At 57.6% G+C, this 18404-nt stretch carries 20 protein-coding genes; 13 read left to right on the forward strand and 7 right to left on the reverse strand.

Annotated features, from left to right (window positions below):
- The first annotated feature begins 5 nt into the window (after window positions 1-5).
- On the forward strand, window positions 6-1496 hold the full coding sequence (locus tag IPP88_07020) for a sodium:solute symporter (GenBank protein MBL0122483.1): 1491 nt from the start codon (window positions 6-8) through the stop codon (window positions 1494-1496).
- Window positions 1478-2119, forward strand: coding sequence for an N-acetylmuramoyl-L-alanine amidase (locus IPP88_07025; GenBank protein MBL0122484.1), 642 nt, complete (start codon window positions 1478-1480; stop codon window positions 2117-2119). Before IPP88_07020 ends, IPP88_07025 begins: the two co-directional genes overlap by 19 nt.
- Before the next feature lie 14 nt (window positions 2120-2133).
- Here the strand turns inward: IPP88_07025 and IPP88_07030 are convergent, their stop codons facing one another.
- Window positions 2134-2415, reverse strand: coding sequence for a hypothetical protein (locus tag IPP88_07030; GenBank protein MBL0122485.1), 282 nt, complete (start codon window positions 2413-2415; stop codon window positions 2134-2136).
- Between the two features lie 23 nt (window positions 2416-2438).
- Between IPP88_07030 and IPP88_07035 the strand changes: the two genes are divergently transcribed.
- From IPP88_07035 to IPP88_07060, 6 genes are all read left to right on the forward strand, one after another.
- Window positions 2439-2723 (forward strand): hypothetical protein, encoded by a 285-nt coding sequence (locus IPP88_07035; protein ID MBL0122486.1) that lies wholly within the window; start codon window positions 2439-2441, stop codon window positions 2721-2723.
- A gap of 139 nt (window positions 2724-2862) precedes the next feature.
- Window positions 2863-3468 (forward strand): glutathione S-transferase N-terminal domain-containing protein, encoded by a 606-nt coding sequence (locus IPP88_07040; GenBank protein ID MBL0122487.1) that lies wholly within the window; start codon window positions 2863-2865, stop codon window positions 3466-3468.
- Between the two features lie 446 nt (window positions 3469-3914).
- Window positions 3915-5114, forward strand: coding sequence for a glycine C-acetyltransferase (locus IPP88_07045; protein MBL0122488.1), 1200 nt, complete (start codon window positions 3915-3917; stop codon window positions 5112-5114).
- 11 nt (window positions 5115-5125) lie between these two features.
- Window positions 5126-6151, forward strand: coding sequence for an L-threonine 3-dehydrogenase (gene tdh, locus IPP88_07050; protein ID MBL0122489.1), 1026 nt, complete (start codon window positions 5126-5128; stop codon window positions 6149-6151).
- A gap of 130 nt (window positions 6152-6281) precedes the next feature.
- Window positions 6282-6764 carry a hypothetical protein gene (locus IPP88_07055; protein ID MBL0122490.1) on the forward strand — a complete coding sequence of 161 codons (483 nt, stop codon included), beginning with the start codon at window positions 6282-6284 and terminating at the stop codon, window positions 6762-6764.
- A gap of 101 nt (window positions 6765-6865) precedes the next feature.
- The gene (locus tag IPP88_07060) at window positions 6866-7417 is read left to right on the forward strand and encodes a DUF1415 domain-containing protein (GenBank protein MBL0122491.1); all 552 of its coding nucleotides are present in this window, start codon (window positions 6866-6868) and stop codon (window positions 7415-7417) included.
- A gap of 40 nt (window positions 7418-7457) precedes the next feature.
- On the opposite strand, the gene IPP88_07065 is transcribed toward IPP88_07060, so the two are convergent.
- Entirely contained in the window at window positions 7458-7997 is a 540-nt protein-coding gene (locus IPP88_07065; protein ID MBL0122492.1) for a hypothetical protein, read from the reverse strand.
- Window positions 7998-8260: 263 nt separating this feature from the next.
- On the opposite strand from IPP88_07065, the gene IPP88_07070 reads away from it, so the two are divergent.
- The 4 genes from IPP88_07070 (at window position 8261) to IPP88_07085 (ending at window position 11820) form a co-directional block, all read left to right on the forward strand.
- Window positions 8261-9145: a hypothetical protein gene (locus IPP88_07070; GenBank protein MBL0122493.1), complete on the forward strand. Its 885-nt coding sequence runs from the start codon at window positions 8261-8263 to the stop codon at window positions 9143-9145.
- Window positions 9146-9222: 77 nt separating this feature from the next.
- Window positions 9223-10080 (forward strand): EamA family transporter, encoded by an 858-nt coding sequence (locus tag IPP88_07075; protein MBL0122494.1) that lies wholly within the window; start codon window positions 9223-9225, stop codon window positions 10078-10080.
- A 253-nt stretch (window positions 10081-10333) separates the two neighbouring features.
- Window positions 10334-11158, forward strand: coding sequence for a metal-dependent hydrolase (locus IPP88_07080; protein MBL0122495.1), 825 nt, complete (start codon window positions 10334-10336; stop codon window positions 11156-11158).
- A 107-nt stretch (window positions 11159-11265) separates the two neighbouring features.
- Window positions 11266-11820 (forward strand): hypothetical protein, encoded by a 555-nt coding sequence (locus tag IPP88_07085; GenBank protein MBL0122496.1) that lies wholly within the window; start codon window positions 11266-11268, stop codon window positions 11818-11820.
- Between the two features lie 198 nt (window positions 11821-12018).
- Here IPP88_07085 and IPP88_07090 read toward each other — a convergent pair whose 3' ends face one another.
- The 5 genes from IPP88_07090 to IPP88_07110 all read right to left on the reverse strand — a co-directional run bounded on the left by IPP88_07090 (window position 12019) and on the right by IPP88_07110 (window position 16850).
- Window positions 12019-12594: a polyisoprenoid-binding protein gene (locus tag IPP88_07090; protein MBL0122497.1), complete on the reverse strand. Its 576-nt coding sequence runs from the start codon at window positions 12592-12594 to the stop codon at window positions 12019-12021.
- A gap of 38 nt (window positions 12595-12632) precedes the next feature.
- On the reverse strand, window positions 12633-13250 hold the full coding sequence (locus tag IPP88_07095) for a YceI family protein (GenBank protein MBL0122498.1): 618 nt from the start codon (window positions 13248-13250) through the stop codon (window positions 12633-12635).
- A 37-nt stretch (window positions 13251-13287) separates the two neighbouring features.
- Entirely contained in the window at window positions 13288-13851 is a 564-nt protein-coding gene (locus IPP88_07100; GenBank protein MBL0122499.1) for a cytochrome b, read from the reverse strand.
- The gene (locus tag IPP88_07105) at window positions 13848-14312 is read right to left on the reverse strand and encodes a MarR family transcriptional regulator (GenBank protein ID MBL0122500.1); all 465 of its coding nucleotides are present in this window, start codon (window positions 14310-14312) and stop codon (window positions 13848-13850) included. Before IPP88_07105 ends, IPP88_07100 begins: the two co-directional genes overlap by 4 nt.
- Window positions 14313-14705: 393 nt before the next feature.
- The gene (locus IPP88_07110) at window positions 14706-16850 is read right to left on the reverse strand and encodes an acetyl-CoA hydrolase (protein MBL0122501.1); all 2145 of its coding nucleotides are present in this window, start codon (window positions 16848-16850) and stop codon (window positions 14706-14708) included.
- Between the two features lie 312 nt (window positions 16851-17162).
- On the opposite strand from IPP88_07110, the gene IPP88_07115 reads away from it, so the two are divergent.
- The gene (locus tag IPP88_07115; GenBank protein MBL0122502.1) at window positions 17163-18236 is read left to right on the forward strand and encodes an MBL fold metallo-hydrolase; all 1074 of its coding nucleotides are present in this window, start codon (window positions 17163-17165) and stop codon (window positions 18234-18236) included.
- Window positions 18237-18404: the final 168 nt, after the last annotated feature.

Genomic DNA, 18404 nt, shown 5'->3' on the forward strand with positions numbered 1-18404 from the left:
ATGTAATGTCACCGCACCTCCTGTTTTTCTTCGTCATCGCCTATTTCCTGCTCCTGCTCGCCGTGGCGTGGGTAACGTCGCGGAATTCGAACAACGACAGCTTCTTCATCGGCAACCGGAACAGCAACTGGATGCTGGTTGCGTTCGGAATGGTGGGCACGTCGCTGAGTGGCGTGACCTTTATCAGCGTGCCGGGCGCCGTGGGCACGACCGCATTCACCTATTTCCAGATCGTCCTTGGGCAGTCGCTGGGCTATTGCGTGATTGCGTTTGTGCTGCTGCCGATTTACTACCGGCTCAATGTGACGTCGATCTATCATTATCTCGATACGCGCCTCGGACGTCGTGCTTACAAGACCGGTGCGGCGTTCTTCATATTGTCACGCACGCTGGGTGCGACCGCGCGGCTTTACTTGGTGGTAAAGATTTTGCAGGACGCCATCCTCGATGGCTTGCATGTGCCGTTCTGGCTGACCGCTCTGATCATCATCGTCATGATTCTGCTCTACACCTACGAGGGCGGCGTGAAGACCATTGTCTGGACCGACACGCTGCAGACTACTTGCATGCTGCTCGGACTGGTGATCTGCGTGATCTATTTGCTGGACGGCATGAAGCTGTCGTTCCTGGAGAGTCTTGCGCAGATGGACAGCCGCGGCCTTTCAACCGTTTTCGTCACCGACATCAACAGCAAACAGTTCTGGCTGAAGCAGATTCTTGCCGGCATGTTTATCGCGATCGCCATGACCGGGATGGATCAGGAGATGATGCAGAAGAATATTTCCGTGAAAACCCTTGGGGATTCGCAGAAGAACATCATCACGCTTTCCATCATCATGCTCGGCGTGGTGTTGCTGTTCCTGTTTCTGGGCGGATTGCTTTATCTGTACGCCCCGGCGGTGGGCGTCGCCGCGACAGGCGACAAAATCTTCCCGGCCATCGTGCTTGGTCACCTTCCCGCGTTTGTGCAGGTGATTTTCATCATCGCGTTGATCTCGGCCCTGTTTCCCAGCGCGGATGGCGCCATCACCGCGCTTACCTCGAGTTTTTGTATCGACATACTCGGCATGAAGCGCCGTGAGGACATGAACGAAGCGCAAAAGAAGACATTGCGTCAGCGCGTCCATCTCACCTTTGCGGCGCTGTTCCTGCTGCTGATCATGGTCTTCAAGTGGGCCGACAATCCAAGCATGATCGGGCTCATCCTGAAACTCGCCAGCTACACCTATGGCCCGCTACTTGGTTTGTTTGCGTTCGGCATCCTCACCCGCCGCACGATCAATGACCGGCTGGCGCCGGGGGTTGCGCTGGCGGCACCGCTAATCTGTTTGGGCATCGATACATGGCAGGCAGCACTCTTCGGCAACTATCGGGTCGGGCTTGAATTGCTGATCATCAATGGCGCAATCACCTTTGCGGGTTTGTGGATGATTTCAAAATCGGGTGGGCGGGATCGTAAATTGAATGCCGAGACCGAATGCTCACCCCTGCAATGAGCCGATCAAATGCATTGCGTGCGCGGCTCGTGCTGTTCATCTCTGTGTGTGCGTTGGCGGGTTGTGCTGCGCGCGCGGAATTCCACGCGGCCAAGGTTGAAAACAGAATAATCACGGTTAGCCAGTGGGGCGGAACACCGGCGGATGAATCGGTGGCGCGCAAACATTCCGTTACCCGTATCACGCTGCATCATCAGGGTGAGGCGTTCCCGCGCGGACGTGACGCCGCGCAGTATTTGCGAAATTTGCAGTTGTGGTCCCGCAACACGCAGAAATGGCTGGACATTCCGTACCATTACGTCATCGATCTCGACGGCAATATTTACGCGGGCCGCGACATCCGGTTTGCGGGTGACACCAACACCGAATATGACCCGACCGGTCATGCCCTCATCGAATTGGTCGGCAATTATGAGGAGGCGGAGCCGAGTCAATTTCAGCTTGATGCGATCGTCGAACTAATGACCTTGCTTGCGGCAAAATATGCCATTCCCGTCGACGCCATCAAGGGCCACAAGGATTTTTCGACTCAAACCGTCTGTCCGGGAAAGAATCTGTATCGCTATCTGGAAAATGGCTACTTCCAGCAGCGGGTTAGCGCGAACCTTGCAACACGGCGTTAGCTACCGGCCCGATCTCATCGGGAAAATACATGGTACATCGCTCCAGATTTGACGCCGTAAACAGCCTTGCCATCGAGGTTCGCGAAGCCTTTGACCGCGACGGGGTGATTGTGCGCGAAGATTTTGTGCCGGCGGCGGAATGCGTCCTGTTGAAACAGAGAGCGCTGGAATTGGTCGCCGAGCATGCGCGCGCGGCTTCCCGCACGGCGTTTTCCAGTCGTGACAATCGCCACCACAAATACGCCTACTTTGAGGAATCGGCCAATCGCACCAGCGTGTTTCGACGGGCATGCCATTCACCGGCTTCATGTAAGCGGCTATGTGCCGTTCCTGCGCGCCGCATGCGCAAAAAAAAAGGGCACCGAATGGTGCCCTTTTGATTTTCTGGCATCGAGGAGCAGGTCTGACCTGCGTCGGTTCAGTCTCGACTTTCCTCTCGGGTGAAAACTATCCCAAGCCAGAGATCCTAGGAGTGCGCCTAGTGTTTGAAAATGCCATGTTGCTTTCGCTGCTTTTTCTCATTTGTCGCGTGTTCTGCAACGACTTCATCTTCTTCCTCCAGCCGGCCATAAGCTGTGACTTGCTGCACAAAATGGCCCTGTGACACACTTGTTGACAAAACCGCTGTCAATGCGACGACAGGCGAATGACAATCAAGCACTGGCGCGGCGTTTGGAGCAGTTATGCCCGGAAAAGCGCACCAGTGCTGGAGTATTGTTGTTTACAGGAGTGGAAATTTGGCCATGAAGCTATACATCAATCAGACTTCTCCCTATGCGCGAAAAGTGCGGGTGGTGGTAAAAGAAAAGCGACTCGATACCCGCGTCAAGCTATTTGATGTCGATCCATGGAAGGCGCCGGCGGCGCTGCGCGAGATTTCACCGCTGTCGAGGGTGCCGGTGCTGGTGACAGACGAGAGCCAGGTGCTCACCGAGAGCGACGCCATCAGCCGCTATCTCGACGAGCGATTCCCCGCGCCACTAATGCTGCCCCAGGATTTCGCCGAACGCACCGAGGTCGTTTCGCGCATGGGGCTGATGCAAGGCATGATCGATTCCGCGTTCGATGCGGTCATTGAATTACGCCGCCCGGCTTCGCAACAGTCGGCCGACTTGATTGCACGCCAGCAGCGCGCGGTCGAGCGCGGGCTGGACGTCGTTGCCGCATGGCCGCGGCCGGCGAATCGGTTCGACCTCGGCGATGTGAGTCTCGCGTGCCTGCTCGGGTACCTGGATTTTCGCCATCCGGCCATCGCCTGGCGTGCGAGTTGGCCGGCAATGGCATCGTGGTTTGACGCGGCAAGCCAGCGCCCATCGATGGCAGGTACCGCGCCCGATGTTCCGGTTTGAAATCGTCTGTATCGATTGCCCAACGCCAACCAACGTCGTTCCAAATGTGCAGCCGGTGGGATTTCCGTGGCGGGCCCGGGATCCCTTTCGGCTCAGCGTTAATTACAACAGCGCAAATCCGCGCGGCAATGGGGCGATAGCCGGCGCGTCAGCACCCCGAGGCAATCGAGCTGTTGGCGTTGTCAAAAGTGGAATTAGGCAATGGCGCCGAAACCACCGATATATTGCCGCTGCAGGGCCGTCCCATTTGCGAAGCATACGAATGGCGGCACTGAAATTCCACGCTAGCAGCAGTGCCCGGACGATGTGATTGCGCCTAAAATGTGTAATCGCATGCCGCTTGGCTGCGCACTTTCCCATTGCGGGTCCCATCCGGCCTTCACATTACGTCTTCACAATACGTTTCCACATAGCGCCTCCATATAACGCCTCCAAAAGGTGCACGCATGAGCGACTTGTTTTATCAGCATCTGGCCGCAACGCTTGAACAAATTCGCAGTGACGGATTTTTCAAAAATGAGCGCCAGATCGCCACGCCTCAAAACTCGACCATCAAACTGGCATCGGGAGCCGAGGTCATCAATTTCTGCGCCAACAATTACCTGGGCCTGGCAGATGACGCGCGCCTGATTGCCGCCGCGAAGCGGGGGCTTGACGAATACGGTTTCGGGATGGCGTCGGTTCGTTTCATTTGCGGCACGCAGACCAGTCATCGCGAGCTGGAAGGCGCCATCGCGGCGTTCCTGGGAACCGAGGATGGGATTCTGTATTCATCCTGCTTCGATGCCAACGCCGGCCTGTTCGAGACGCTGCTCGGTGAAGAAGATGCCGTGATCAGTGATGAACTCAATCACGCCAGCATCATCGATGGCGTGCGTCTGTGCAAAGCCAAGCGCTTCCGCTATCGCAACAACGACATGGCCGATCTCGAAACGCAGTTACAGGCGGCCGATGCCGCTGGCGCGCGCTTCAAGCTTATCGCCACCGATGGCGTCTTTTCCATGGACGGCATCATCGCCAACGTGAAAGGCATTTGCGATCTCGCAGACAAATACGACGCGCGGGTGATGGTCGATGATTCTCATGCGGTCGGCTTCATCGGTGCGCACGGACGTGGCACGCCGGAGTTCTGTGGCGTGGCGGATCGCATCGATATCTATACCGGTACGCTCGGCAAGGCGCTGGGCGGCGCATCGGGCGGCTACATTGCCGGCCGGCAGCCGGCCATTGACTTGCTGCGGCAGCGCTCACGACCGTACCTGTTTTCCAATTCACTGGCGCCATCGATTGTGGCGGCGTCGCTCGCGGTGCTGAAGTTGTTGCGATCCGATGAAGGCGCTGAACTGCGAACGCGCGTCAATGCCAACGGCGCTCATTTTCGCCGCGAGATGTCGCGGCTGGGCTTTAAGCTGGTGCCCGGGCAACATCCCATCGTGCCGGTCATGCTCGGTGATGCGCAACTCGCGAGTCGAATGGCGGACGCGCTGCTGGAGGAAGGAATCTATGTCATCGGTTTCAGCTTTCCCGTGGTGCCAAAAGGCAAGGCACGCATCCGCACGCAAATGTCGGCTGCGCATACGTCGGAGCAGATTGATCGCGCGGTGGCAGCCTTTGCCAAGGTGGGCAAATCACTTGGTGCAATCTAGAGGAACATGAAATGAGAGCACTTGCGAAACTCGAACGCGGTCCCGGCCTCACGATGACCAAGGTAAAAAAGCCGACCGTCGGCCACAACGACGTCATGATCCGTATCCGGAAAACCGCCATCTGCGGCACTGACATTCACATCTGGAAATGGGATGAGTGGGCGCAGAAGACGATTCCGGTGCCGATGCACGTCGGCCACGAATACGTCGGTGAGATCGTCGAGATGGGACAGGAGGTTCGCGGCTTCGAGATTGGCGACAGGGTATCCGGAGAAGGTCACATCACCTGCGGCCATTGCCGTAATTGTCGCGCGGGTCGCCGGCATCTTTGCCGCAACACGACTGGTGTGGGCGTCAATCGCGAGGGGTGCTTCGCCGACTTTCTGGTGATCCCCGCCTTCAACGCTTTCAAGATTCCCGAGGGCATCAGCGACGATCTTGCCGCAATTTTCGATCCCTATGGCAATGCCACCCATACCGCGTTGTCTTTCAATCTCGTCGGCGAGGATGTGCTGATCACGGGTGCAGGACCAATCGGCATAATGGCCGCGGCCATTGCCCGTCATGTCGGTGCGCGCCATGTGGTGATCACGGATGTCAACGATTATCGTCTGGGTTTGGCAACAAGGATGGGCGCGACGCGCGCTGTGAACGTCACCAAGACGCCGCTGAAGGATGTGATGGCCGAACTGGGCATGGTCGAGGGATTCGACGTTGGCATGGAGATGTCCGGCGTGCCATCGGCGTTTCAGAGCCTGCTCGAGAATATGAACCACGGGGGCAAGGTCGCGCTGCTCGGCATTCCGCCGTCGAATACGCCCATCGACTGGAACCAGGTCATTTTCAAGGGACTCGAGATCAAGGGCGTGTATGGCCGTGAAATGTTTGAGACCTGGTACAAGATGGTGGCGATGTTACAGAGCGGACTCAATCTCGCCCCGATTCTCACCCACGAATTTGCGGTCGAAGACTTCGAAAAGGGCTTTGCCGCCATGCTTTCCGGGCAATCGGGAAAGGTCATTCTCAACTGGGCGTGAGGGTTTGGCGCCTGAGTAGTTGAGGGTTTGAGGTAAATCAAAGAACGTTTCTGAAATGAGCTGAAAATGGTCACGCTCGCACTAAGCGCGTAAATATAATCAAATCAAAAAAACGTGTGAGGAACTCACCATGAAAATCCGCCCGTTGCTGTTTGCATGCGCTCTTTCAACGTTGACCGCGGCATTGCAAGTCGTCGCGCAAACGCCGGCGACTCCGCCCGCGCCTGCTGCCCCCGCCGCCGCCACCGTGCCGAATGCAGTTCCCGCGCCCGGTGTACCGGGAGCAGCCGCGGTGCCACCGGCGCCGCCCGCAATTGTCTACAAAGAAGGGGTCATCAAGGTCGGTACCGAGATGAAACAATCATTGGGCGTTTTGACGGATACCGACAAGGGTGACAATGGCTGCTACGTCACGTTCAAGGATGAAAAGGGTGCTGAATTCATTGAACTCGGCAGGTTTGAACTCTGCAGCCTGAAGCCACCCCTGAAAGGCAAGAAGGTGGCATTGGCGTACAGCGTCGAGACCATCCAGGCGGCGTCATGCTACGGCGATCCCAAGTGCAAGAAAACCGAAACGGTGCCTCTGATTGTCGGCATCAAGGTCGTCGAATAGTTTGGCGTATCACAAGTCACAGGTTCACGATTTCGCGTCACGGCTGTTAGCGTCGCGACAAATCAGATGCGATTTACCTGCATTGCAAGTCCGGAATCCCGATGCAACCCGATACGTTGAACAACACGAGCATCATTGCCGCCACGACCGCCTGGCTGGAGCGCGCCGTGATCGGTCTCAACCTCTGCCCATTCGCCAAGGCCGTGCATGTAAAAAAGCAGATTCGCTATGCCGTCTGCCGCGCCGAAACACCCGATGAATTGCTGGAGACCCTGGTCCGCGAACTTCAGTTTCTGGCGGACGCCGATCCTGCGCTGATCGACACCACGTTGCTCATACATCCTTTCGTGTTCGCGGATTTTCTCGAGTACAACGATTATCTGGACGTTTTCGACGCGGTGATAGGTGAACTGGGTCTGGAAGGCGAATTGCAGATCGCCAGTCTGCATCCGCGGTATCAGTTTGCCAATACGGACGCGGAAGACATCACTAATTTCACCAATCGTTCGCCATTCCCAACGTTGCACTTGTTGCGCGAGGCAAGCGTGGACCGCGCGGTTGCGGCTTTTCCGGAGGCGGAGGATATTTTCGAGAAAAATATTCTGACGATGCGCGGCTTGGGAAAGGCAGGCTGGGACAAGCTGAAGTTATGATGCCCGCCAGGCGCCGGATATACGGGCTGCCGGAAAACGCCTAGCGGCCATACCTTGCCGTTTCATCGCGACGCAAGCGCGCCACCTGTTCTTCGCGTTCCCGTTCCTGGAGATATCGCTTTTGCCGTTCAACTTCCTGGCGGGCTTTCTGCAGGTTGTATTCGTCCTCAAAGCGCTGCCTGCGGTCATCGTAATCACGCCGCCGCTGATCCACCAGCATTTGATAACTCTGGTAGGCCGTCTGTTGTGGCGAAACGTACCGCTCGTCCGCGACAAATTTCTTGTTTTGCACTTCTGATTGGCGGATGGCGATCGCTTTTTCACGCTGCGTATCTTCCGCTTCTTTTTGCGCGCGGATGTCTTGTAACACCTGCAGACGTTCTTTCTCGCGTCGTTCCTCGGACTCCTTGACCCGGCGAAGTTCCGCCTGCTCGCTGGCCACACGCGCCTGCTCAAACCGCTGCTTCGCCAATTCGCGTTCGTTCTGCCAAAAAAGTCCCACAGAAATCACTATAACGGCGAGCAAAGTGAGCCAGGCTAAGGGCGAGCGGACGAGGTTTGCCGAGGATTGTTCGGACATGACGAAAAATAAGCAATGAGATCAAAGGAGTATAGCGGCAATGCGACGAACTGAAAATGTTGGTGATGAAATTTGAAGCCTGCGTCGGAACGAGGTACGTGCACAAGATCGCTCGCGTAAAATGTAACGTTTGGGCCGGACGAAGGTCAAAGTATTTACAGCGTGGTGAACGTCACGCTCACCGCTTGTGGCCGTAGCGGCGACACCTTGGCGCTTGAATCCGGCAAGCGCCACGGTCGGACACGCCATTTCACCTTTACTCGATGCAAGACATAACTATCTCCAACACGCCAATTCCGATTCTGTGGAAGACCTCTGATGTCGAGGAGAAGCGTGCTCGCTCAATGCGGCGGTTTTATGTCGGAATCGTTCTATCGGTACTTTGTCATACGCTGCTGTTTGTGTTCATGCCGAGAAAGCTGGAGACAGGAAACCCGCCTGACGAAGTGGCGTCGACGGTAAAAGGGCCAATGGTCGTGCGCCTCACGCCCCCGGCGGCCGCGTCCAAATCGTTGCCGACCGTGCAAGACGCCCTCAAGGAGCCTGCACGCTCGCCGCCCCGGCGCCCACCCGCTGCCCCGACCATGATGGCAGTACCCAAACCGGTCCCGCAGAATCCCGTGGTGCCGCTGCAGCCGCCACGCGAGGAAGCGCAGGTTCCACCTGACAAGGTTGAGCCACCCAGCATGATGGCGATGGTGGAGGCGGCGCGCGCACGGCGTCGCGCCGAAGAAGAAGCCCTGCGTCAGTACACTTCGGAAATGCGCGGACGCGAAAATCCTTCGAGTGGCGATGCGGCGATTGCGAATATCAGTCGCAACCTGCAATCGCTGTCCGGAAAGGGCGGCACCAGCGGTGTCTTCCAGATCCTGCAGAAAGGTCATCGCTCCGGTCAATTCGCGTTTCGTGGATGGACGACCGGTGCGCGCGGCGACTGGAAAGAGGTCATCGAGGTTGACGCCGGCCCGCAGGGGGATATCGAGTTAGCCATCGTGCGCAAGATGATTGAATTGATCCGCCAGCATTACCAGGGCAATTTCAACTGGGAGTCTCACCGGCTCGGCCGCGTCATCGTGTTGTCGGCGCGCATGGAAGATACGGCGGGCCTGGAAGCGTTTCTGATCCGCGAGTTTTTCGGGCGGGGCTGATAGTTTTTTCGACTTTTTCGCGGCGATGGGAAAGCGCGGCAACCGTCGCACTCACGTCCACGCCTTATAATTTGCCGATGCCTGCCCACGTCCTCCCACTGCGTCATTTCCTGCTGGCGCTTGCGGTGGTCGCCATCTGGGGCACCAATTTTGTCGTCATCAAACTGGCGCTTGGCCACCTGCCGCCGCTGCTGTTTGGTGCATTGCGATTCACGCTTGCCGCATTGCCGATCGTATTTTTTCTGCCGCGACCGGCGGCGTCGTGGCGCAATCTGGCGGCATACGGACTCTTGATCGGCGTTGGCCAATTTGGCCTGTTATTTATCGCCATGAACGGCCGTATTTCTCCGGGACTCGCCTCGCTGGTAATCCAGACGCAAGTGTTGTTCACCATTTTCCTGTCGATGCGCATTTCTCATGAGCACGTGAAACCGATGCAGTGGGTGGCGCTGGCATTGGCGATGACGGGAATCGGTGTCATCGGAGCACACACCGACGGCACCACCACCATTGCCGGGCTGGCCCTGATCCTGATCGCGGCCGCCAGTTGGGCGGGCGGGAACATGGTCAACAAGCAGGCGGGCAGGGTGAACATGGTGGCTTATGTGGCGTGGTCCAGCCTGTTTGCCGCGCCACCTTTATTTGCGCTGTCGTTGATGTTTGAGGGCTGGCCGGCCATTTCCGCCGGATTGCAGGAAGCCGACCTCGGTACGTGGGCCGCCGTGCTTTGGCAAACGATCGGAAATTCGCTGTTCGGTTATGCGGTCTGGGGTTGGTTGCTGGGCCGCTATCCGGCGGCGACGGTGACGCCGATGGCGTTACTCGTGCCCGTGTTCGGCATGGCGGCGTCGAGCTGGTGGCTGGGCGAATCGATGCCGGCATGGAAGTTCATCGCCATGGCGCTGGTCATGGGGGATTGGCCATCAATTTGTTGAGGCGTGCAGGGTAAGGGTAAGGGTAAGGGAAAGGGTTAGGGTAAGGGTATGGCAAGGCGGCAGGAGGTCGGTTGCCGATACTGCCCGCCGCATCAAACGGCCGACATACGCCGCCCCATAAAGATCGAAAACCATTCTTCATCCAAGTGCTTGGATCACTTTTCGTGGCAATGTCATACTCGCGCCAGCCACACGCGATGGCTTGTTGTTCCGACCCGACATCGTTTCAACATCAACCAAGAGGAGCCCAACCATGAAACTGATTTCAAGAATTGCCTGCGCCGCGTTCGCGTGCCTGCTGACCGGCGCAATCGCGCAGACCGCGCCCGCCAAGAAAGTTGAAGTGCAGTGGCTCGGTCAGGCGACGGTCAAAATTACCACGCCCGGCGGAAAAATTATCGTCATTGATCCGTGGGTGACGAGCAATCCGAAAACACCGGCGGCGTACAAGGATCTCGATGCACTCGGCAAGGCCGATGCCATCCTCGTGACGCATGCGCATTTCGATCATTGGGCCGATGCGCCGGCGCTGGCGGCAAAGACCGGCGCGAAGATTTATGGCCCGGCGGGATTGGGCGCATCCGCGACGCGTTTGGGCATCGTGCCCGGTGATGCGATGCCGGGCTTCAACAAGAGCGGCACGCTGACGCCCGTTGGCCCCGGCGTGAAAGTGATCGCCGTGCGCGCCGAGCACTCTTCCGAACTGTCGTGGAAAAACCCGGCCACCGGCAAGGATGAAATGCATGTCGGCGGCGAGCCGCTGGGATTCATCATCGAGCTGGAGAACGGATTCAAGATTTATCACATGGGCGACACCGGCCTGTTCGGTGACATGAAGCTGATCGGCGAATACTACAAACCCGATCTCATCCTGATTCCGATCGGTGGCAATTTCACCATGGACCCGAAAGATGCCGCGTTCGCGACGCGCGAATTTCTGAAGCCGAAGTTCGCGATTCCGATTCACTACGGCACGTTTCCCCTGCTGAAGGGCACGCCAGCGGAATACATGGACGCGCTGGGCAAAACGGCGACCAAAGTGTTTCCCATCAATCCTGGCGACAAGCTGGAGTTTTGATCTATTGCGTTCAGATGTGAACAGTGTTTTTTCGCAGCGGCGCGTATATCATCATCTCACTGCAACCGTTGGAAGCAACCGATGGAAACAACCACAGGGAGATTTGCATGAGATTTCGCCGCCTGTTGCCAATGATGGCATTTGCCGGGTGCGCCATGCTTGCTTGCGCACCCGCGAGCGCCGCGGTCACCGCCCATTTCGCGGCCGGGAAAACCTGCGCGGGTAAACCGGTCGCCTCGTTCAGCGCGGGTGGGCCGGACGCAAATGTGACCTTGTGCATGAGCGCCACCGAGGAATCCATTTGCGGACACTCCATCCAGCTCGAGGCGGAATCAGTCGCGGCCAGCGGTCAAATCCTGGTCGTTACGCACAAGATGGGCGAGCACTATCCGGATCCGACGCTGGATAAATTCCCGGCGCCGATTGCCATCACCCAGCCGCCCTCGCCAAATGATTTCGGCGGCACGCGCGACAACCCGCTAAAGCCGTCTGCGAATCAGGTGCTGGTGTTGTTCACCTTTCGTCCGTTGGCAACGGCGAAGGATCCGTCGTACACGATCCGGCTCGGCAAGAATTCGTTGGTGAGCGTGGGCAAGAACGGAAGCTGTCTTGACAATACCGAGGTGCCGATTTCGGCGAGTTTCAAGTTCGAACGAAAATAGTCCCATGCGCAGGTTTATAGGCCTACTACACTTGTCCCTCGGGAAAAGGGCTGGGATAAGGGGCGCCGTGTGCTTTGCCGTAGCCGCGAGTGTCCAATTTCGCGAATAAAACCCCAGCATTGACGGGCATCACCAGGCGAAAAGGCCCGGACCGCCGCGCCAGTGCTGGAGTTTACTACCTTGAGTTGCCGCGAATGCTTATTCGCGGATCGCCTCAACCGCGATGCTGAGCGTGACTTCATCGCCGACATTCGGCACGTATTTGGCGAGATCGAATTCCGAACGCTTGACCTTGGCGCTTGCGTTGGCGCCGCACGCATCTTTTTTCAGCATGGGATGCGGCATGCAATTGAATGCGGTCACCGTCAGCGTTACCGGCTTGGTGATGCCTTTGACGGTCAGGTTGCCGTCGATGGCGACTGGTTTGTCACCGACGAATTTGACACCCGTCGATTTGTAGGTAATGGTCGGGAATTTCTCGACATCAAAGAAGCCATCGCCCTTCAAGTGGCCGTTGAATACGTCATAGCCAGTGTTGACCGACTTGGTGTCGATGGTGATATCGACGGAACCGGTTTTGGCCGCACGGTCTAGCGTGATCTTGCCGCTGGTCTTGTCGAAGCGGCTTTGCTGCAGCGAATAGCCAAAGTGGCTGTACTCGAATTTCGGAAAGGTGTGTCCGCCATCGATCACGTAAGTGTCCGGGGCGGCAAATGCCGGAATGCTGAGGCCGGCGGTGAGGGCAGTAACGGCGAGGATGGCGATACGTTTCATGTTGATGGTGCTCCTTGGTTGCTTGGATTGGGGAAAAATTACTTCGACTTCGGTGCTGCGACCGCTTTCGTGCTCGCGGGTGTGGCGGATGCCGCCGCCACGACGTGAAAATTGATCTGGACATCGTTGGCGACCATCGATACATCGGTCCATGCGCCTTCGCCGACGGAAAAATCGATGCGCTTCACGATAAAGCCGCCGTCAAATATTCCGCTGTTGCCTTCAGCCTTGAACGCGAATGTGGCGGCGACCGGCTGCGATTTGCCCTTGATGGTCAGTGGCCCGGCGACTTCATACTTGCCGCCGCCCAGCGATCTCAGGCTCGACGAAACAAACGTCGCTGTCGGAAACATGCGCGCGTTGAACCACTCCTTGCCGACGACTTCATCGTTGGCGTCCTTGGAGCCGGCGTCGATGCTGGCGAGGTCAATGCTGATGCTGACCTTGCCGGACTCGGGCCGGGCGGGATCGAACGCCACCTGCGCGGTGAACTTTGGAAAGCGCCCGGTGACCGCGACACCCATCTGTTTGCCGATGAAGGTCAGGCTGGATTTTTCGGCCTGCACGGCTGAATACTCGGTGGCGCTTGCGTTTGTCGACACGAATGCGACGAAGGCAATCAGTGCAGCAATCAGAGAGGAAGGCAATGTTTTCATATGTTCAAAAGTATTTGTAAGCAGGGCGGACCAGAAATCAGGCGCGCTTGTGTGTTTCCTTTTGTGGAGCCTTGTGCGGCAACATGCGCTGCATCACATCATCTTTGTCAATGAAGTGGTGTTTGAGTGCCGCCGCGACATGTACGGCGACGATCGCGATAAACGTGTAGTTGAGCAAGCGGTGAACTTCCTGCAGTAATTCGCCGAGAGCCTCGTTCTTGCCGAGCAGATCCGGGAGCGGAATCACGCCGAAATAGACGGTCTGGAATCCTTTCGCCGAGCTCATCAGCCAGCCACTCAGGGGAATGGCGAACATCAAAACATAGAGCAGGATGTGTGCAGCGTTGGCGGTGTGCCGCTGCCAGGCGGGCATTGATGCGGGCATTGGAGGAGACGCATGAGAAAGTCGCCAAGCGGCGCGAATCGCAACCAGCATGAAAATTGTCACGCCTACCCATTTGTGCCAGCTGTAGAGTTTCAGCTTGTCGGGTGACAACTTCAGCCCGGTCATGTACAAACCGATCGCAACAGAAATCACCATCATCGCGGCAACCAGCCAATGCAGGGTAATCGCGGTCGAGGTAAAGCGCTCGGTTTTCATGCGGCGCTCGCGTGATCCTGCTCGGCATGAAGTTCAAAGGCCTCGCGCAGGCGCCGGAGCTGCGTGCGCATGGTGTTCAGCTCGGCATTGCTGATGCTGTCGAAGAGCGGATCAAGATGTTCAAGGTGCGCGGGGAAAATTTCTTCAAACAGCGCCTGCCCCTTGCCCGTCAGTTGCGTGATCCAGCTGCGGCCATCTTCGGTCGACGGTTTGCGCACAAGCAGGCCTTTTTGTTCCAGCCGGTCCAGCACGCCGGTCATGGTGCCTTTGGTAATCAAGGTCTTCTCGCCCAACTCCTTGCAGGTCATGCCGCGGGTATTGCCGAGCGTGGCAATGATGTCGAATTGCGCCGGCGTGATATCAAGTTCGCGAATGTGGGCATTGGAGCAAAGCTCGAACGCGCGTGCGCATTCGATCAGCTCTCGCACCAGCGGCATGAATTGCTTGTGTCGGGTTGTCATGGGATGAAGATAGTTCGCATTAGAACTATATTGTGAGCGCGACGAAAGATGTTGTCAAGGAGTCTTGTCTGGAAATCCCTTTCAGGAACGAGGTACGCGCATGCGCGCGACCTTGCGCGCATGGCCAATGGAAAGATGCGAATGCAAGTAAGTACACAGATCGTACCGATTGCCGGGTTATGCGTGCGCTCGCACGGGCATGACCCTTATCGATTCGCAAACCGGGACGCCATTACACGATTCGCGATGTCAATGGCCTATATATCGTGCGCGGCTTCGTCCCGCCGAGTGAACCACAAAAGTCTTAAGCTACGCGGGAGTTGCCGATGCAATTTGGACTGTTCAGCGCCCATTGTGGTTTCGATGGTTTGAGAACCGAAAGAGGCTGACGGCCTAAATATTCCCCACAAACAACGTCCGCATCAGTTTGTCTTTCAACCCATGCGCTTCATGAAAGCCCATGCGATCCAGATAGCGATCGGGCACGTCTTTCTGATCGAATACTTGTTCCACCGTGCTTTCAATGAGCATTTTCACCAGTTCCAACGGATGCTCGGATGAACGCTTGAGGCGGGCGAGCGCGCGGACAATGACCAGCTCGTCGTCGGTGAAATCGGTGCCGAGCGGAAAGTCCGGCAGCAGGCCCTCATCGTGCCAGGGCGTAAGGGATTTCTCGATGCGCTCGGGAAGATTGTGGCGCTGCGCGTCGGGGATTTCATAGCTGGCGTTGAGCTTTCCATTGGCTTTCGCCAGGGCGGCAAGTTCCGCCTGGAATCGTGAATCGGTAATCGCCAGCAGGCGCTTGATCACTTCCTCGTCGGCGTGTCCGCGCAGGTCGGCGATGCCGTATTCGGTGATGACGATGTCGCGCAGATGCCGCGGAATGGTGGTGTGGCCATAGCTCCAGACAATGTTGGAATGAACCTTGTCCTTCTTGGTGCGCCAGGCGCGCATCAGCAGAATCGAGCGCGCGTCGGGCAGGGCGTGCCCCATGGCGACGAAGTTGTATTGCCCGCCGACGCCACTGACCAATTGGCCCGAGTCGAGGCCGTCGGACACGGCGGCCCCCAGCAGCGTGACCATCATGGTGGTGTTGATGAAGCGCGCATCGGTGCGCTGAAGCGCGGCAATTTCTTCGTGGCCCAGCAGTTCGTTGATGTAGCGGATGCGGCTCATATTGATGTGGGCCAGGCGTTCCGGCGGCATGTCGCGCAGGGCCTGGTAGAAGCGTCGAGGCCCGAGGAAGAATCCGCCGTGCAAAAAAACGCCTCCGGCAAGCGTGGTTCCCAGGCAGTTCGCGCACATCGTATCGAACATGGCGCCCGGCGCCAGTGTCGCACTGAAGGTGAGGCCGTCCCTGGCGAGCATGCCCGCCTGCCATTTCACGTCGGCCCGCAGAATGCCGAAGCGCTGGAGGAAGGCGACATCATTGGTTGTCAGCGGATCGGAAATCCGGCCGGCCGCATGCAACGCAGTAAGTGTCGCCGGCGTGATTTCCTTGGTGATTGTCCCCAGATTGAGCAGTCGCTGCAGAGCGATGTCAGGGTAGACATCGCGCCGCACTATGCCCGCGTCGATGAGCCAGAGAAAACCGTTGACGAACATCTCCGAACAGCCATACAGCCCCTTGCGGAAGGTGTCGACATGGCAGAACGCGGGCAGCGTGGGTTGATCCGCCCTCGCCAGGCCGGAGATGATGCGGCGAAATTCAGCGTTGTGGCGCTCGCGCACAATCAGCGCGTGCGCGACACCATCGCCCAGGGAGCCAATTCCGATCTGCAACGTGCCGCCATCCGGAACCATGGTGCTCGCCCACAAGGCGATCGCATAGTCCTGGAGGTCGACCTTCATGTTCGGCGGCGCGAACGGGTCGTGGGTGCTGGCGGGGTCGTCGATCATGATGTCGAACAGATCCGCGGCGACCTCGGCGTCGTTTGGCATGAACGGCATCTTGCGATTGATCACGCCGACGGAAATGGCGCCCCGCTCCGGCTGGCTGCGGTACAGCTCGAGTAAATCGATCGTCACATCCGGATTGCTGGACAGCGAGTAACGTCTCTCCGGCCCGGTTTCATCGACGGCAATGGCCTGTGCCAGTACGTTCACGCCGTGTACCACCATGTCGCGGGCAACGTGCGAATAATTGGAGTAGATATAGTGTTGTTGCGCGACCGCGTTGCCGAGATAGTCGCCGGTCTTCATGAAAAATTCGTAGATCTCGATGTTTGGCGGCAGCCGACCGTGGCGCGAATCGGCCACGTAGTCGAGATCGGGGTAGTCGCCGAACACGCGCTCGACGAATGGACCAAGAAAGCGCTGCTCGAGATCGCTGTGGCCGCGCGGTCTTTCAAACGACAGCGCGGTCAGAATTTTCAAATGCAGCACCGGCGACTCTTTCACTCGCCGGTACAGTGCATTGACGAAGGGATTGGGCTTGCCAATGGCGAGCGGAATGGCGATCACGATCCGGCTGCCAACATGCGCGATCAGTGCGTCGATGGCGGCGTCGATGGAGGTAAAAGTATTTGGGTGATTCATGGGCGTTCATCTCCGGGTGACAGGATCAGTCTAGCAATGGCAATGGCGCAATTGTTGACCTTGCGCAAACTGCGTGCCGGTTCTGGAGCGTGTTATGGAGCGGGTTGCGGAGTGAGTTGCGTAAGTGGTATCGATCATACATGCAAACTCTAGCACTGGCGCGGTGTTACAGGCGATATTGCCAGTTTAGCCGCGCCAGTGCTTGAGTTTGCAATTGCGCGTTAACGTGATGCCGCGCAGGTACCTTTGGTTACACATGGTTTCCCGTGCGTGGGTTAACGTCTTCCAGGTTATTCCCATTGAGGTCGCGTCATGTTGCGATACTGCGTCCAAACCCTTCTGAGCATGCTGGTGTCGATTTCCCTGACAGTGCCGGCGCAGGAGGCGGAATTTGGCCTTTCCAGGGTGGCCGATGGTGTTTACGTGGGCATACGCGGCGAGCCACCGGGCCTCACCTTTGTGTCGAACACGGTATTCATCGTCAACGACGAGGACGTGGTGGTGGTCGATACAGGCGTCGGTCCGTCGACGGCGCGCGCGACGATTGCCGCGCTGCGGAAATTGACCGCCAAACCGGTCAAGTTCGTGATCAATACACACTGGCACGATGATCACGTGATGGGCAACGCGTCCTATCGTGCCGCTTTCCCGGGGGTGGAATTCATTGGTCATGCGCAATCCAGCGCCGGGATGATGTCCACGGGTATCGTCAATCGCAAGCAGCTTCTCGATCAGGGGCCGGCATTTGCCCGGCAGATTCGAGATGCCATCGCAAAGAACGAAAATCTTGCCGGCAAACCGATTTCACATGAGGAGCGCCTCGCCTACCGGAGCGATCTTGCATGGGCCGAGCGCTATTTCGCCGAGGCGCCCGGCTTTTCACTGATTGCGCCAACGATAACTTTTGAAGAACAGTTGACACTGGTGCGCGGCGATCGAGTCATCGATATCCGCTATCTTGGCCGGGCACACACGGCGGCGGATATCGTTGTTCATTTGCCGAAAGAGAATATCGTCATCGCGGGCGATGTGGTCGTGTGGCCGATTCCGTTGTTTGGCAGTACGTCATTTCCGATCGATTACATTGCCACGCTGGAAAAATTGCTGGCGATGAAGCCCGCAGTTCTGGTGCCGGGCCACGGGCCGGTCATGCGGGATGATGCCTACGTCAGACAAATGCTGGCGCTGCTGAAGTCGATCGAATCGCAAACGCGTGCCGCGTTTGCGCGTGGCGAGACTGCCGAACAGGCGCGCAAGAGCGTGAACCTGGGCGAATTCCGCAACGCATTTTCGGGCGGGAGCGCAATGCGAAGCATGCTCTTCAACAGCTATGTCGCGATTCCCGGCATCGACCGGGCCTATCTTCAGGTCAGCGGCAAGTTGTGACGGGCGGCGTTCGGATTCAGGTGGTGCACATCAGAATGGCACCCCTGAAATCCACGGCATCCGGGCGCACGCGATAAAAAAAGGGTTTCATGACCGCCGGGCCAAGATGCACCAAAATGCGCCAAAATGCTTACGTCGCCATCGTTTACAGATGCAAAATGAATGACT

The sequence above is a fragment of the Betaproteobacteria bacterium genome (assembly GCA_016720925.1).
GTDB lineage: Bacteria > Pseudomonadota > Gammaproteobacteria > Burkholderiales > Usitatibacteraceae > UKL13-2.